Annotated in this window: 12 protein-coding genes; 11 read left to right on the forward strand and 1 reads right to left on the reverse strand. The window is 76.0% G+C overall.

Annotated elements, in window-relative coordinates; genetic code table 11:
* Positions 1–218: 218 nt before the first annotated feature.
* Positions 219–1,268: a mechanosensitive ion channel family protein gene (locus tag IH54_RS0116210; protein ID WP_078862253.1), complete on the reverse strand. Its 1,050-nt coding sequence runs from the start codon at positions 1,266–1,268 to the stop codon at positions 219–221.
* Positions 1,269–1,872: 604 nt separating this feature from the next.
* Between IH54_RS0116210 and IH54_RS45555 the strand changes: the two genes are divergently transcribed.
* From IH54_RS45555 to IH54_RS0116270, 11 genes are all read left to right on the forward strand, one after another.
* Complete coding sequence (locus tag IH54_RS45555) at positions 1,873–2,517, forward strand: D-sedoheptulose-7-phosphate isomerase (protein WP_052397510.1); 645 nt, start codon at positions 1,873–1,875, stop codon at positions 2,515–2,517.
* Between the two features lie 5 nt (positions 2,518–2,522).
* Positions 2,523–3,581, forward strand: a complete 1,059-nt coding sequence (locus IH54_RS0116225) for a putative sugar O-methyltransferase (RefSeq protein WP_031517346.1) — start codon at positions 2,523–2,525, stop codon at positions 3,579–3,581.
* Positions 3,578–5,410 carry a condensation domain-containing protein gene (locus tag IH54_RS0116230; RefSeq protein ID WP_031517347.1) on the forward strand — a complete coding sequence of 611 codons (1,833 nt, stop codon included), beginning with the start codon at positions 3,578–3,580 and terminating at the stop codon, positions 5,408–5,410. Before IH54_RS0116225 ends, IH54_RS0116230 begins: the two co-directional genes overlap by 4 nt.
* Positions 5,411–5,412: 2 nt before the next feature.
* Positions 5,413–6,729, forward strand: a complete 1,317-nt coding sequence (locus IH54_RS45560) for a glycosyltransferase (RefSeq protein ID WP_031517348.1) — start codon at positions 5,413–5,415, stop codon at positions 6,727–6,729.
* Positions 6,726–7,484, forward strand: coding sequence for an HAD family hydrolase (locus IH54_RS41675; RefSeq protein WP_052397511.1), 759 nt, complete (start codon positions 6,726–6,728; stop codon positions 7,482–7,484). Before IH54_RS45560 ends, IH54_RS41675 begins: the two co-directional genes overlap by 4 nt.
* A 37-nt stretch (positions 7,485–7,521) precedes the next feature.
* Positions 7,522–10,611, forward strand: a complete 3,090-nt coding sequence (locus IH54_RS0116245; protein ID WP_031517352.1) for a non-ribosomal peptide synthetase — start codon at positions 7,522–7,524, stop codon at positions 10,609–10,611.
* Positions 10,608–10,784, forward strand: a complete 177-nt coding sequence (locus tag IH54_RS45565; RefSeq protein WP_159011872.1) for a hypothetical protein — start codon at positions 10,608–10,610, stop codon at positions 10,782–10,784. The genes IH54_RS0116245 and IH54_RS45565 overlap by 4 nt, the downstream gene beginning before the upstream one ends.
* Positions 10,781–12,394, forward strand: coding sequence for a class I adenylate-forming enzyme family protein (locus IH54_RS0116255; RefSeq protein ID WP_063762314.1), 1,614 nt, complete (start codon positions 10,781–10,783; stop codon positions 12,392–12,394). The genes IH54_RS45565 and IH54_RS0116255 overlap by 4 nt, the downstream gene beginning before the upstream one ends.
* Complete coding sequence (locus IH54_RS0116260; RefSeq protein ID WP_031517356.1) at positions 12,387–15,431, forward strand: non-ribosomal peptide synthetase; 3,045 nt, start codon at positions 12,387–12,389, stop codon at positions 15,429–15,431. The genes IH54_RS0116255 and IH54_RS0116260 overlap by 8 nt, the downstream gene beginning before the upstream one ends.
* Complete coding sequence (locus tag IH54_RS0116265; protein ID WP_031517358.1) at positions 15,428–15,697, forward strand: phosphopantetheine-binding protein; 270 nt, start codon at positions 15,428–15,430, stop codon at positions 15,695–15,697. The genes IH54_RS0116260 and IH54_RS0116265 overlap by 4 nt, the downstream gene beginning before the upstream one ends.
* A 74-nt stretch (positions 15,698–15,771) precedes the next feature.
* Positions 15,772–16,563: alcohol dehydrogenase catalytic domain-containing protein (locus IH54_RS0116270; protein ID WP_031517359.1), on the forward strand; the 792-nt coding region annotated here is incomplete at its 3' end.

Below are 16,563 nucleotides of genomic sequence, written 5' to 3' on the forward strand. Positions count from 1 at the left end.
CCTCCAGGGGCGGTGGGGGGATACGGCCGCGGCCGTGCCCGTACCCGTGCGCCACGCCGCGGCGGCCGTCACAAGGGGTAGCGGCGGCCGCGGGGGCACGTCAAGAGGCGGGACGACATAAGGCCTAGACCAATCCGGGGTCCCGTCGCCCGCCCCCGCCGGGTCTCCCGCCGGACCCGGGAGGACCGCCTCCGTACGGGACCGCCCTGCCCGCCCCGTCAGTCCGTCATCGGCGCGCCGGGCGCCTCCGCGGTGCTGACCCGCGGCAGCGCGTACGGATGCTCGTCCCGCAGCCATGCGACCAGCCCCTCGCGCACCACGCAGCGCAGGTCGAACAGGTCGCCCGCGTCCTTCGCGGTGAGCAGGGCGCGCAGCTGGAGGGTCGTCGGGGTGGTGTCGATCACCACCAGGTTCCACGCCCGGTGGTCCCACTCCGGGGCCTGCTCCAGGATCTCGTGCAGCCGCTTGCGCATGGCGTCCACCGGCGTCGCGTGGTCGACGTGCAGGAGAACCGTGCCGGTCATGCGCGGGTCGCCGCGCGTCCAGTTCTCGAACGGCCGGCCCGTGAAGTACGAGACCGGCATCGTGATGCGCCGCTCGTCCCAGGTGCGGACGACGAGGTAGGTCAGCGTGATCTCCTCGACCGTCCCCCACTCGCCGTCCACCACGACGTTGTCGCCGATGCGCACCATGTCGCCGAAGGCGATCTGCAGCCCCGCGAAGAGGTTGCCCAGCGTGGGCTGGGCGGCGACGCCCGCGACGATGCCGATGATGCCCGCGGAGGCGAGCACCGAGGCCCCGAGCGTGCGCATCGCCGGGAAGGTGAACAGCATCGAGGCCGCCGCGATCACGCCCACGGCCGCGATGAACACCCGCTGGATGAGCGTCGACTGGGTGCGCAGCCGGCTGATCTTCGCCACGTCCCGGGAGACGGCCGCGTAGCGCGCGTACGCCGAGTCGGTGACGGCGGTCGCGACCCGGACGGTGAGCCACGCCGTGGCGGCGATGAGCGTCAGCGTGAGCACCTCGCCGGTGGCCGTGAGGTGCTGCCCGCGCACCACATGCGCGGCGCGGTAGCCGCCGCGCAGGATCGCCGCGCAGATGAGCACCTGGAGCGGCAGGCGGCAGCGCCGCAGCAGATGCCACAGCGGCGTCTCGGGATGGCGCACGTCCGCCGCGCGCAGCGCTCTGTCGACGGCGTAGCCCACGGCGATCGTCACCGCCAGCGCCGTTCCCATCACCACAACCGGCCGCAGTGCGCCCTCCATGCCCATTCCCGTCGCCTCCGCGTCGCCTCCGCGGTGCCGCCGCCGCCCGGCGACACCCGGTTACGCGTACCCGCCGGGCGCCGCCGAACCCTGTGACGCGCGTCCCTTCGCGCTGCGTGCGCGACCGGACGCGCACCGCGGCCGCGCCGGACCGGCGGAAGGGCCGCGGGCGACCGCGGGGCGGCCCTTCCGCACCTGGCCGGAATCCTCGGCACCGGTGCGCGGAGGGTGCGTACGACGCGGCCGGGCGCGGGGCTGCCGGCGCCGCTGCTCCCCGCCGCCGTCCAGGGCGCCGCGCCGCCGCGGGGTCCCGGCCGGACCGCTGCGGCGCTCGGCGATGCCCTGGTCGACGACGCCGTCACGGTCCTCCTCGCGCATTCGCCGCCCCACCGGCGGGGCGACGGAGGCGCGGGTGCGCGGGGCGGTGCTGTCGGCGCGGGTGCCGCCCAAGCGGCGTGCTACGCATCGCACAAGTGGTCAAGGATGTCTAAAAACCGTATGTGTGAAGGTGGTTGACGGCCCGCCACGTCCCCTGACAAGATCCCGATTCTTCGGTGTCCGAGATGTGGTGACGGGGGTTTCACATGCCGATGGGAGCGCTCCCATGAAGATCGGTACCGGCGCGGACGGCCGGGCGCCGTCCGCCTCCGCGGGGGCCGCTGCGGCGGTCAAGCAGTACGTCGACGACCTCACGCTGGCGCTCGCGCAGATCGAGGTCGCGGCCGTAGCCGACGTCCTGGACTGCCTGGTCGACGCGCTGCGCGAGGGCCGCCGGGTGCTGGTCGCCGGCAACGGCGGCAGCAGCACGGCCGCGCTCCACATCGCCGCCGACCTGGCCGCGGCCTCGCAGCCGTTCGGCCCGGAGCGGCAGGCCGTGGCCCTGACCGAGAACATCGCCCGGGTCACGGCGATCGCCAACGACTACTCCTACGACGAGATCTTCTCCCGGCAGCTCCCGTCCTGGGCCCGGCCCGGCGACGTCCTGCTGCTGCTGAGCGTCAGCGGCCGCTCGCCCAACCTGGTGCGGGCCGCCACGACCGGCCGCGAGCTGGGCATGACGGTGCTGGCCGCGCTCGGCGCACCGGGCGACGTCGCGGCGCTCGCCGACCGCCATGTCGTCCTCGGCCAGGCGGACTACGGCCTCACCGAGGACCTGCACGTCTCCCTCGGCCACATGGCCGTCCGCGTCCTGGGCGGCGGCGAGGCCTGCCGAGTCCCGGCCGCCGCCGGCACCGCGGGCAGGGGGTGAGGGTGATGAACCGGTTCACCTCGCGGGTCTTCCTGACCGTTCGCTACCTCGTCGGCCTGCTCGGGCTGACCCTGACCCGTACCTCGACCGAGCTGACCAGCTTCCGCATCCACGCGGGACACGGCCGGCACGACGGCTCCACGCCGCTCCCGGCCGAGCTGGCGGCCGTCCTGGACGACCGCAACCCGGAGCTGGAGCAGCTGCGGGCGCGCTACCGCCGGCTGGACTCGCCCTACCGCCCCGGCAGCTTCTGGCGCCGCAGCCGCCGGCTGCGCGACCTGAACCTGAAGTTCTTCCGCGGCGACAACGCGTACGTCTGGCAGCTGCGCCAGGTCGGCGACAACGCCCGGCTGAAGTTCTTCCTGCTCGCCCAGTACATCAGCCGGCAGGACACCCACAAGCTGCTGGAACGCACCGGCGAGGACGGCGCCTTCGGCTGCTGGGCGTTCGACTTCCAGGGGCTGCCGACCGCGAGCCGCGACCTGCTCGACTCCGTCAACGAGATGTACTTCCTCGACCGGCACTGGGACCTGCTGTCCCGCAAGGACTTCACCGTCCTCGACATCGGCGCGGGCTACGGCCGCCTCGCCCACCGGATGTCGGAGTGCGTACCGGGCCTCGCGCGCTACCTGTGCGTCGACGCGATCCCGGAGTCGACCTTTCTCAGCGAGCAGTACCTGCGCTACCGCAAGGCGGCCAAGGCGACCGTGATCCCGCTGGACGAGATGGCGGAGCGGCTGGAGCAGGAGCGGCCGGACCTGGCCGTCAACATCCACAGCTTCTCCGAGATGCCGCTGACCGCGATCGAGGCCTGGATCGCGCTGCTCGCGCGGCTGGACGTGCCCGCCCTGATGATCGTGCCCAACGAGGGCGACAAGCTGCTCAGCCTGGAGAACGACTACCTGCGCACCGACTTCACCCCGGTCCTCGCCCGCCACGGCTACGTCCTCGCCGCCCGCGAGCAGACGATCGCCGACCCGGACGTACGCGAACTGGTCGGCGTCGGCGACTGGTTCATGCTCTTCCGGCGCGAGCGCGCGACGCCGGCCCCGGACGCCCCGTGACCGGCGGTACGGCGGCGCCCGAGGCCGCGGCGGCGCCCGCCGACGGCGCGGACGTACGCGAGCGGGTCGTGCTGGAGTTCACCGGCCTGGACGGCGGGGGAGCGGAGCTGACGTGGGGCCAGCGGTTCGTCTGGGACATCCTGGCGGCGCTCGCCCCGCACAACCACTTCATCAGCCTGCGGCTGCGCGTGCACCTGCCGCCCGACGCGACCCGCGAGCGGGTGCTCGGCGCCCTGCACGCCCTCGTCCGGCGCCACGAGGTGCTGCGCACCCGCTTCCCGGCGGGCCCGGACGGCGAGCCGCGGCAGGAGTGCGACGGGCAGGGCGCGCTCGCCGTCGAGATCGCCGGGACCACGCCCGGCCGGGTCCGGCGGACCGCGGAGCGGGACGAGGACCGGCTGTGGCACGAGCCCTTCCGGCACGCGCAGGAGTGGCCGCTGCGGGCGAGCGTGGTCACCTCGGGCGGCAGGCCGCGCCAGGTCGTGCTCGTCCTGTCGCACCTCGCGGCCGACGCGTGGGGCCTGACCGCGCTGCGCGCGGAATTCCTCGCGCTGCTGCGCGGCGGCGACGCGGCGCAGGTCCCGCCGGCCGGTGTCCAGTCGCGGGACCGGGCCGCCTACGAAGCCTCCGAACCCGGGCGCCGGGCGGGCGACGCCTCCCTCGCCTACTGGCGGCAAACCCTGCGGACGGCGCCGCAGACCGTCTTCCCCAACCTGTCGCAGCCGGGGGAGCGCCCGCTCTTCCCCGGCACCGGACTGCAGTCGGTCGCGCTGGCCGCCGCCGCGCAGGCCGTCGCCGGCCGGCTGCGGGTCAGCCCGTCCGCGGCACTGCTGGGCGCGCTGGCGGCGATCCTCGGCGTCCGCACGGGCACCGGCGCCGTCCCGCTCGCACTCGCCACGGGGAATCGCTTCACGCCCGCGGACGCCGCCTCGGTGGGCACGTACTACCAGGTCGCGCCGGTACTGCTACCGGTGGACGCGGGGTCGCTGGCCGCCACCGTCCGGGCCGCGCACCGGGCGTCGTCACTGGCGTACCTGCGCGGCAACAGCGACCCGCGCGAGGTCGCGCGGCTCACGGCCGCGGAGCGGGTCCGGCGCGGAGCCGCCCTCGGGACGCTGAGCACGGTGAACATCGCCCCCGAGGCGGGCCCCGCCCTTCCGCCCGCGCCCCGTACCGCCGCCGAGCTGCGGGCGCTGACCGCGGACACCGTGCTGGCGGACCTCGAAGGCCGCGACGAGGAGCAGCTGAAGATCTACTTCCACGTCAAGGCGCTGCGCTCGCGGGCGGTCGTCGAGCTGTTCACCGACAGCCGGTACCTGGACGCGGCGAGCGCGCGGGCGCTGCTGGCCGGTCTGGAGACCGTCCTCATCGAGCTGTGCGAGGCCGGCGACCTGGACCTGGACCGGGTCGCGGAGCTGACCGGCGTCACCCCGCTCGGGCAGCCCGCGGACGCGGTCGTCGCCGACCACTGCCGGGTCTCCCCGGAGGCGGTGGGCGCCCTGCTCGCAGCGCTCCCCGGTGCCACCGCCGCCCGGGTCTTCACCGAGCCGACGGGCGAGGAGGGCAGCGGCGTGCGGCTGGTCGGCTACCTCGTGACAGGGCGGCCCACGACACCGGAGCAGGTGCACGCCGCCGTGCTCGACCGGCTCGACGGAGCCCTGACCATGGCGCCGCACCACTACGTGCTGTGCCGCCACGCCCCCGCCCGGCCGGAATCCCGCGCCGCGTGGGAGCGCGTGCCGGTCGTCCTCCAGGGCAGCGGCCGTCCGGGCGATCCGCCCGCGGCCGCGGGCCCGACGCCAACCACCGACGCATCCCCGGGGGCCTAAGCGTGCTGTCCGTCATCATCCCGACCTACAACCAGGTCGACTGCCTGGAGCTGACCCTCGGGGCGCTGGCCCGCCAGACGGCCGGCCGGGACCTCTTCGAGGTCGTCGTGGCCGACGACGCCTCCGTCCAGGACGTCCGTGCGGTGGTCCGCCGCCACGAGACCGCCCTCGACGTGCGCTACGTCCGCCACGAGGTCAACCGCGGCCGGTCGGCGGCGCGCAACACCGGCGCCGCGGCGGCCCGCGGCGACCGGCTGCTGCTCATGGACGCCGACTCGATAGCCTCCCCCGACCTCGTCGAGCGGCATCTGCGGCGGCCCGGCGACACCGGCCCCGAGGTGGTCTACGGCCGCCGGACCGAGCCCAGCTGGGGCACCTTCGCGGCGCTGGCGGCGGGCACCCTGCCCGCCGACGGCACCCTGCTGCCGATGGAGGGCGACCACCGCGACCTGCCGCAGACCGACCCGGCCGCCTTCGACGTCTACCGGCGCACGGGCTGGATGTTCGGCTTCACCCACAACCTCTCGCTGCCGCGCGACCTCTACGAGGCCGTCGGCGGGTTCGACGAGTCGTTCGTGCAGTGGGGCTACGAGGACACCGACTTCACGTACCGCATCTACCGGCACTTCGGCCGCGACAGCAGCCGCTTCCGCTACGAGCCCGCCGCCGTGTGCCACCACGCACCGCACTTCCGGGACTGGACGACGGAGTGGGAGCGGACCAAGCCGGTCCTGCCCTTCCTCGTCGACAAGTACCGGCACTACGACATCGAGTTCTTCACCCACCCCTCGGACAACCACCGCCGGGTCGCCCGCACCCTGCCCTACTACGAGGACTGCCGGGAGTTCCTGCGCGACCACCCCGGGCGGGTCCCCGCCGACCGGGTGGCCAAGGCGCTCGGCCTGCCGGACTCCGCGAGCAGCCTGTGGATCGGCTTCGACCTCGCGGCCGCGGCCGCCACGGGCCGCGCCACCACCGTCGACCACGGCGCCCCCTTCGGGCCCGACAACCCGCACCTGTTCGGGGTGCGCACCCACTACCCGGACGGTGCCTTCGACGCCGCGGTGCACCTCGACCTGTGGCGCATGCTCACGCCCATCGACCTGTCAGCGCTGATCATGGACAGCCTGCGCATCGCCCGCACCGCGCTGCTCGTCCGGTCCAAGGGGGTCCACCGGGACCCCGCCGACGGGATCGGCATGATCGACGACCTCGGCTACCTTCTGTCGATGCTCGGCCCCCGCTACGCGGCCGGGATCCGCTACGAGGACGACGAGACGGCCGTCGTGGCCCTCGCCCCGCGGGAGAGCGCCCGATGACCGCCGCCGTCCCCGATCCGGTGCAGGCCGCCGCCTTCGACCTCGACGGCACCCTCGTGGACCTGGAGCGCTTCCACCACGACGCGTGGCTGGCCGCCGCCCGGCAGGCAGGCGTGACCCTCACCCGCGAGGAGGCGCCGCACCGGCTGCCGCACCTCATCGGCGGGCCGGACCCGCTGGTCGCGGCCGAGATCGCGGCCCTCTCCCCGTCCGGCGCCTCCGCCGCCGGGATCCTCGCGGCCAAGCACCCGGCCTTCGACGAACTCGTGGGCCGCGTCCCGGAGATCGTGCCGCGGGCCGGGGTCCGCACCGTCCTGGAGGGGCTGCGCGACCGGGGCGTGCCGCTGGCCGTCGGCACCGCGACCGAGCGGGACACCGCGCTGGCCGTCCTGCGCCGGGCCGGTCTGCTGGAGCTGTTCGGCGAGGCCCGGGTCGTCGCCGCGCAGGACGTGCCGCGGCTCAAGCCCGCGCCGGACGTCTACCTGGCCACCGCACGGCTGCTGGGCGCGGCGGCCGAGCGCCAGCTCGTCTTCGAGGACTCCGCCACCGGAGCCGCCGCCGCCCGCGCCGCGGGCAGCCCCGTCGTGGCCGTCCCCACCGTCCACGACCCCGACTACCTGCGGCGCTTCGACGAGCTGGGGGCTCTGGCGGTGGCCGAGGACTGGGCCGACCCGGGCCTGGCGTCCCTGCTCGACCGCCTGCTCGGCGGCGACACCTCCAGCACGACCGTGCGAGCCGCGTATGTCCGCGCCTGACCGCGGGCCGGCCGTGACCGCCGGCCGGGAGACGCCCGTGCCCGCCGCCGACCGCGGCCCGCTCACCGCCGCGCAGCGCCGGCTGTGGTTCCTGAACAAGCTCGACCCGGACGACGCCGCGTACAACATCTCCGCCGCCGTACGGCTGCGCGGCGACCTCGACACCGCCCGGCTGGTCCGCGCGCTGGACACCGTCGTCGCCGGGCACGAGAGCCTGCGCACCCGCTTCACCGACCGTGACGGCGAGCCCGTGCAGGAGGTGCTGGCGCCGCGCACCACTCCGGTGCACCGCGCCGACGCCGCGGGGGAGGAGGAGCTGCGCGGGGCCGTGGAGGAGCTGATCCGGCGGCCGTTCGACCTGGCCGAGGGGCACCTCGTCCGGATCGGGCTGCTGCGGGTGGGCCCCGCCGACCACGTGCTGTGCGTCGTCACGCACCACATCGTCGGTGACGGCTGGTCGCTCAACCTGCTCTACCGGCAGACCGCCGACGCCTACCGCGGCACGGCCCCCGTCCCGCCGGCCCTGCGCTACCTCGACCACGCCCGCGCCGAGAAGCCGGCGGGCGAGGCGTCGCTCGCCTTCTGGCGCAAGGCCCTGGAGCAGCCGCCCGCGCTGGAACTCCCGCTGGACCGCCCCCGCCCGGCCCGCCGCACCTCGGCCGGCGTCGCGGTGCTGCGCTCCTTCGACGACGGCACCTGGGACGAGGTGCAGCGCGTCGCCCGCGAGCTGCGCTGCACCCCCTTCATGGTGCTCATGACCGCCTACCAGCTGATGCTCGGCCAGCTCACCGGCCAGGACGACCTGTGCGTGGCCACCCCTGCGGCCGGGCGGGACGACGTGGCCGCCGAGTCGGTCTTCGGCTACTTCGTGCGGATGCTGGTGCTGCGCGCCGACCTGTCCGGGGAGGTCACGGTACGCGACCTGGTCCGCCGCACCCGGACCGCCTGCATGGGCGCCTTCACCCACCAGGAGGTCCCCTTCGAGGAGCTGGTCGCGGACCTCGGCCCGGCCCGCGACCCCGGCCGCAACCCCTTCTTCCAGGCCGTCTTCACCCTGCACTCCACCATGGACGTCTCGGCGACCGGCTTCGACGGCGCCGAGGGCTTCCCCGGCGTCACGGCCGAGGGGTACGGCGACGGGCCGAGGCACACCCTCACCGACATCGCCGTGGACGTCTTCGTCACCCCGACCGCGATCAACGCCCGGGCCGGGCAGAACCGCATGGACGTGCTGCTCACCGCGGGCGCCGACGTCTTCACGCCGGAGACCGCCGAGCGGTTCGCCGACCGCTTCGCCGCCGTGCTGCACGCCGTCCTGACCGGCCTGGACACCCCGGTGCGCGAACTGCCGCTGGTCGGCGCCGCCGACGAGGCCGAGCTGATCGCGCTCGGTACCGGCCCGGCCGTCCCCGGCGGCCCGCCGCTGCTCGACGCCGTGGCGGCGGCCGTCGCCGCCGTCCCCGGCGCGGTCGCCGTCCGCAGCGGCGCCGCCGAGGTCTGCTACCGGGAGCTGTGGGAGCGCGCCGGCGCACTCGCCGACGACCTGCGCGCGGCGGGCGTCGAGTCCGGGCACCTGGTCGCGGTGAGCCTGCCGCGCGGCCCCGAGCAGATCGCCGCGCTGCTCGCGGTCTGGCGGGCCGGCGCCGGATACGTCCCCCTCGACCCCGGGCTGCCCGCACGCCGCAGGGACGCGATGACCGCGCAGGCCGCGGTGGCCGCCGTCGTGACCGCCGCCGGTGTCGGGCCCGGCGCGGCGGGCCCGGTGCGGGTGCAGGACCCGGCCTACGTCCTGTTCACCTCCGGCTCCACCGGCACGCCCAAGCCCGTCCTGGTCGGGCGCGCCGCACTGCGCGAGCGCGCCGCGTGGATGGCCGGGGCCTACGGGCTGACCGCCGCCGACCGCGTCGTGCAGTTCGCCGACCTCGGCTTCGACACCCACGCCGAGGAGATCTGGCCCGCGCTGGCCGCCGGCGCCACGCTGGTGCTGCTGCCCGGCGGGACGCGCACCCTGCCCGACGTGCTCGCCGCCGACGCGGACGTCACCGTGCTGGACCTGCCCACCGCGTACTGGCAGGCGCTGCTGGACCTCGACCCGGCCTGGCCGCGGGCGCTGCGGCTGGTGATCCTCGGCGGCGAGCAGGCCGACGCGTCCGCGGTCGCCCGCTGGCGCGAGCGGCACGGCGACCGCGTCCGGCTCGTCAACACCTACGGCCCGACCGAGGCCGCGATCATCGCCACCGCGACCGGCCTGACGGCCGCCGACGCCGTCCGCCGCCCGCCGATCGGGCGCCCCGTCGGCGGGGTGCGCGCTTACGTGCTGGACGGCGCCGGGCGCCTGGTGCCGCGCGGCGCGGCGGGCGAGCTGCACCTGGCCGGCGGCGGGCTCGCCGACGGCTACCTCGGACGCCCCGACCTCACCGCCGAGCGCTTCGTCCCCGACCCGCGCGGCGGCGGCCGGATGTACCGCACCGGCGACCGCGTCCGCTGGCACACCGGCGAGCCGGCGCTGGAATTCCTCGGCCGCCTCGACCGCCAGCTCAAGGTGCGCGGTGTGCGCGTCGAACCCGGCGAGGTCGAGGCCGTGCTGACCGCCCATCCGGCGGTGGGCCAGGCCGTCGTCACCGTCGCCGGCCAGCTGCTCGTCGGGTACGTCACGGGCGGCGCGACCCCGGAGGAGGTACGCGCCCACGCAGCCGAACGGCTGCCCGCGCTGCTGGTGCCCGGCGCCGTCGTGGTGCTGCCCGCGCTGCCGCTCACCGCCAACGGCAAGGTCGACCTCGCCGCGCTGCCCGCCCCCGCCGCGAGCGCCGCCCGGGACGCCTTCCGGCCACCGCGCACCGATGCCGAGCGGCTGGTCGCCGAGGTCTTCGCGGACCTGCTGGCGGCCGAACGCGTCGGCGCCCTCGACGACTTCTTCGCCCTCGGCGGCCACTCCCTGCTGGCGGTGCGGGCGATCGGCCGCCTGCGCGCGGCCGTGGGCCTCGACCTGCCCGTCCGCCTGCTGTTCGAGCAGCCCACGGTCGAGGCCTTCGCCCGGGCGGTGGAGGCCGAACTCGTCGCGGAGATCGAGCGGCTGACGGACGACGAGGCGGCGCAGGAACTCGCCGCCGGAACGGGGGCACCATGACCGCCCGCGCCGCCGTGCGCTGCCCCGGCGCCGCCGGGACCGCGCTGCCGGCCGCCACCCGGGCGGGCCGCGGTCCCGCCGCCGCGGTCGCGAGCACGCCCCAGGACGGCGCCGTCCGTACCGTCCCGGGCACCGGCCCCGGCACGGCACCGACCGCCCAGGAGGTGCGATGAGCACGACACGGCCTGCCGCCGCCATCAGGGCCGCCCTCACCGTGCCGCAACTGCTCGCGGCCCGCGCGGCCGCCGAACCGGACCACGCCGCCGTGACACAGGCCGCCGACACGCTCTCCCTGCGCGCCTGGCAGGCCCGTACGCAGGCAGTCGCCGCCGGGCTGCGGGCCGCGGGCGTGCGGCCCGGCGAGCGGGTCGGGCTGCTGTACGGGGCGCGGGACTGGATCTCGTACGCCTGCTCCTACACCGGCGTGCTCGCCGCCGGAGCCGTCGCCGTACCCGTCTCCACCCGCACCGCACCGGCGGAAGCCGCGTACATGCTGGAGCACAGCGGTGCGACCGCGCTGCTGCACGGGCCCGGCGCCGAACGCTTCGACACCCCCGTGCGGCTGCGCTGGGGCCCGCAGGACGTGGCCGCGCTGCCGGAGGCCGGGCGGGTCGAGGGCCCGCGGCCCGGCGACCCGGCGCAGATCCTCTACACCTCCGGCACCACCGGGCGGCCCAAGGGCGTCCTCGCCTCGCACGCCAACCTCACGTACGGCATGCGGCTCGACCCGCCGCTGCGGACCCTCGCTCACTCCCGGGTCTTCCTGCACGCCTTTCCGATCGGCACCAACGCCGCCCAGACCATGCTCTTCAACGCGCTCACCGCGCACCCCGGGATGCTGGTCACCGCGCGCTTCGCGCCCGACCCCTTCGCGCGGCTGATCGAGCAGCACCGGGTGGGCAGCGTCTTCGTCGTCCCGGCCATGGCGATCGAGCTGCTCGCCTCCGGGGCGCTGGAGCGGCACGACACCTCCGGCGTCGTGCTGTTCGGCTCCACCGCCGCCGCGCTGCCGCCCAGCGTGGCCACCGGGCTCGCGGCCGCGCTGCCCGGCGCGACGATCGTCAACTACTACACCTCCACCGAGGCCGCACCCACCCAGACCAGCATGATCTTCAGCCCGCAGCGCCCCGCGGCCATCGGCCTGGCCGCGGCGGGCGGCGCGCTGCGGGTGTGCGACGCGGACGGGCGGGCCTGCCCCGCCGGGGTGACCGGCGAGGTCTGGATGCGCAGCGCGGGCGGCGCGTCCCGCTCCTACCTCGACGACCCCGGCGCCACCGCGCAGGTCTTCCGGGGCGGTTGGACGCGGATGGGCGACATCGGCCACCTCGACGCCGACGGCTACCTCTTCCTCGTCGACCGGGAGAGCGACGTCATCAAGAGCGGCGCGGACAAGGTGTCGACGATCGCCGTCGAGGCGGCCCTGCACGAGCACCCGGACATCGTCGAGGCGGCCGTCCTCGGCCTGCCCGACCCCGTGCTCGGGCGGACCCCCGCCGCCGTGCTCGTCGCCACCCGCGAGCTGCGGCTCGCCGAGGTGCGCCGCTTCCTCGCCACCCGGCTGGCCGCCCACGAGCAGCCGAGCCGCATCGCGCACGTCGGCGAGCTGCCGCGCAACGCGGGCGGCAAGGTCGTCAAGCACCGGCTGCGGGAGCTCTTCGAGCCCGTGGCGGCACCGGCACGCACGAGCGCGAGCACCGGCACCGGCACCGGCACCGGCACCGGTACGAACCCCGGCACGGACGCCGGCAACGGCACAGGAGAGGAAGCGGCGACACATGGCTGAGGCAGCGACCGGCATCCCCATGACCCCCGCCCAGCAGGGGCTGTGGTTCGCCGAGCGGGCCATCGGGGCGTCGGCGGCGTACCTGGTCCCGGCGATCGTGACCGCGCCGGACGGCACCGGGTCCGCCGCCCTGGACGCGGCCTGGGCCGCGCTGGCCGGGCGGCACCCGCTGCTCGCCGCGACCGTCGCAGAGACGGACGGCGAACCGCTGCTGCACCCCGGCGCCCCCGCCCCGGTCGTGCACCGCACCGTCACCGCGGACCGGCTCACCGGTGAGCTGGCCGCAGAACTCGCCACCGGCTTCGACTTCGCCGACACCGGCGGGAGCGCCGGGCCGTTCGCCCGCTGCGCGGTGCTGCACGTCGACGACGGGCGCACCGTCGTCATGGCCGTCGCCCACCACCTCGTCCTGGACGGGCTCGGCCGCGACATCCTCGTCGCCGACCTCGGCGCCGCCGTGGGCGGCCGCGACCTCGGCACCGGCGACCTCGCAACCTTCGCCGCGCTCGCGCAGGCGCAGACCCGGCGCGTCGCCGGCGCCCTGCCCGCCGCGCGCGACTTCTGGTCGCGGCGGCCCGTACCGCCCGCCGACGCCGTCCTGCCGGGCCTCGCCGCCACGCCTGCCGCCGCCGAGCCCGCCACCCACCTCGACCTGGGCTGGACCCCGGAGCTGGACGCCGCCCTCGCCGCCGGGAAGGAGGCGCTGGGCGTCACCCGCTTCGAGGTGCTGCTCGCCGGGATCCACGCGCTGCTCACCCGCTACGGCAACCCGCTGGTGTCGGTGGCCGTCGACGTGTCCACCCGCACCCCGGAGACCGCGGGCGAGATGGGCATGTGGGTCAGCGAACTGCCCGTCACCCGCGCCGCCGACCCGCAGGCCTCCTTCGCCGAGCTGGCCCGCGCGGTGCGCGCCGAGGCCCGCGCCGTCTACGGCCACCGCGAGGTGCCCTTCGGCAGGGCGGTACCGCACCTGCCCCCGCGGCTGGCGATGGCGCCCGTGTCGACCAGCTACATCCGGCTCGGCGCGGAGTCTGACGGCCAGGCGTCCGCCCCGGTGGACCGGCTGTTCGCCACCGCGACCGTCCGCGCCGCGATGCACCTGCACTTCATCGACACCCCCGGCGGCCTCACCGGGCGCGTCCACATCCCCACCCGGCTGCTGCCCGCCGCCGACGGCGAGCGCGCCGTCGCCCACTTCCGCACCCTGCTCGCCGCCGCTCTCGCCGACCCCGACCGCCCGATCGGCGACCTCGACCTGCTCCTGCCCGCCGAACGCGCCCTGCTGGCCCGGCTCGACGGCCCCGCCCGCCCGCGCCCGGCCACCACCGTCCTGGACCAGGTACGGGCCGCCGCTGCGGCCACGCCCGACGCGATCGCCGTGACCGGCGGCGGCAGCGACGACCTGACGTACGGCCAACTCGTCGCCGCCGCACACCGCGTGGGCCACGGGCTGCGCCGCCGCGGCATCGGCGCCGGTGACGTGGTCGGGCTGTGCGCGCACCGCGGCACCGAGCTCGTCGCGGGCCTGCTCGGTATCCTCGCCGCCGGCGCCGCCTACCTCCCGCTGGACCCCGCCCTGCCCCCGGCCCGGCTGGACTTCATCGCCGCCGACGCGGGCGCGAAGCTGGTCCTCGGCCACGCCGACGCCCTGCCCGGCGTCGCCGCGAGCCCCGCGGAACCGCTGCCGCTGGACGGCCTGGCCGCCTTCGCGGGCGAGCCGGACTCGGCGCCCGCCGCCACCGACCCGGACGGGCTCGCGTACGTCATCTACACCTCCGGCTCCACCGGCAGCCCCAAGGGCGTCGAGGTCGGCCACGCCGCGCTCGCCAACCTCGTCGCCGCCATCGGCGAGCTGATCGGCGCCGGGCCGGCCGACCGCTGGCTGCACCTGACCAGCCTGTCCTTCGACATCAGCGGCCTGGAGCTGTTCGCGCCGCTCACCACCGGCGGCCGGGTCGTGGTCGCCGCCGACGCCGCCGTACGCGAGGGCGCCGCGCTCGCCCGGCTGATCGCGGACGCCGGGATCACCCATGTGCAGGCCACCCCGTCCGGCTGGCAGCTGCTGCTGGACGCCGGCTGGACGGGCGCCCCGGTCACCGCCCTGTGCGGCGGCGAGGCGCTGCCGCTGCCACTGGCCCGCAGGCTGCGCCCGCTCGTCGGACGCCTGGTCAACGTCTACGGCCCGACCGAGACCACCATCTGGTCCACCGCCGACGACGTCCCCGCCGACCCCGGCCGGATCACCCTCGGCGGCCCGCTCGCCAACACCGCGCTGCGCGTCGTGGACGACCGGCTCCACCCCGTACCGCCCGGCGTCCCCGGCGAGCTGTGCATCGGCGGTGCCGGACTGGCCCGCGGCTACCGCGGCCGGCCCGACCTCACCGCCGAGCGCTTCGTCACCGGCCCGGACGGCGGGCGCTGGTACCGCACGGGCGACCGCGCCGTCCTCGGGCCCGACGGGCGGCCGGAGTTCCTGGGCCGCTGGGACGACCAGATCAAGCTGCGCGGCCACCGCATCGAGCTCGGCGAGATCGAGCGCGTGCTGCTGGACGCGCCCGGTGTCGCGCAGGCCGCGGTCGCCGTCCACGGCGGCGAGCTGGCGGCCTACCTCGTCGGCGGCGCCGACCACACCGCGGTGCGGGCCCACGCCGCCGAGCGGCTGCCGCGCTACATGATCCCGCGCGACCTCGTCGGGCTGGACGCGCTGCCGCTCACCTTCAACGGCAAGCTCGACCGGTCCGCCCTGCCCGCCCCGCAGGAGCCGGACGGCGCGCCCGCCGAGGCGGCCCCCGCCGGCGGCGCGGACCTGACCGCGGTCGTGACGGACATCTGGCGCGAGGTGCTGCGGGTGGAGGCGATCGGCCCGGACACGACCCTCTTCGACCTGGGCGGGCACTCGCTGACGATCATGCAGATCATCGCCCGGGTCCGCGACCGCCTCGGCGTCGAGGTGCCCTTCGACGCCTTCTTCGACACCCCCACCGTCGAGGGGGTCGTCGCCACCGTCGACGAACTGCTGCAGGAGGAGAGCGCGTGACCGCCCCCGCCACACCCGATTCCGTACTCCACCACGAGCTGGCCGGCCTCGTCGCCGAGGCCAGCGACGGGATGATCAGCGCCGCCGAGGCGCTGGAGGAGCCAGAGTCGCTGGGGCTGCTCGGCCTCACCTCGCTGGGCTTCGTCCGGCTGATCCAGGCCGTCGAGCTGCGCTACGGGGTCGCCGTCGGGACGGACGACGACCTGACCGCGCTGGACACCGTGCCCGCGCTCGCGGAGTACCTGCGGGCGCAGGGCGTCGCGTAACGCACCGAAAGACGGCTGCGCCCGGGCCGGGCGCAGCCGACCGACCAGCCGGGAACGGCGAGAAGAGGCAGGCAGTGAAGGACATCGTCGACGCCGTCGTCTCCGGGCACACCGGCGCCCGGGAGATCGCCGCCCTCCGGCTGCCCGGCAGCTACCGGGCCGCGACGCTGCACAGGAGCGAGGCCGGCATGTTCGAGGGCATGGCCACCGCGGACAAGGACCCCCGCAAGTCGATCCACCTGGACGAGGTACCGCTGCCAGAACTGGGCCCCGGCGAGGCCCTGGTGGCGGTCATGGCCTCGTCGGTCAACTACAACACCGTGTGGTCGTCGATCTTCGAGCCCGTACCGACCTTCGCCTTCCTGGAGCGCTACGGCCGTCGCGGGGACCTGGCCCGGCGGCACGACCTGCCTTACCACGTCATCGGCTCCGACCTCGCGGGTGTCGTCCTGCGCACCGGCCCCGGCGTGACGAGATGGCAGCCGGGCGACGACGTCGTGGCGCACTGCCTGAGCGTCGAGCTGGAGTCGGCCGACGGGCACGGCGACACCATGCTCGACCCCGAGCAGCGCATCTGGGGCTACGAGACCAACTTCGGCGGCCTGGCCGAGATCGCCCTGGTCAGGTCCAACCAGCTGATGCCCAAACCCGGCCACCTCACGTGGGAGGAGGCCGCCGCCCCCGGCCTGGTCAACTCCACCGCCTACCGGCAGCTGGTCTCCCGCAACGGCGCCGGGATGAAGCAGGGCGACAACGTCCTGATCTGGAAGGCGGCGATCTGCCGGGCGATGGGCGCCGAGGCCGTCATCGACCGCAGCGCCGAGGGCTACCGCTTCTGGCGCGACGAGCACACCCAGGACCCCAAG

It is taken from the genome of Streptomyces sp. NRRL F-5123 (genome assembly GCF_000721495.1).
Taxonomy (GTDB): Bacteria; Actinomycetota; Actinomycetes; order Streptomycetales; family Streptomycetaceae; genus Actinacidiphila.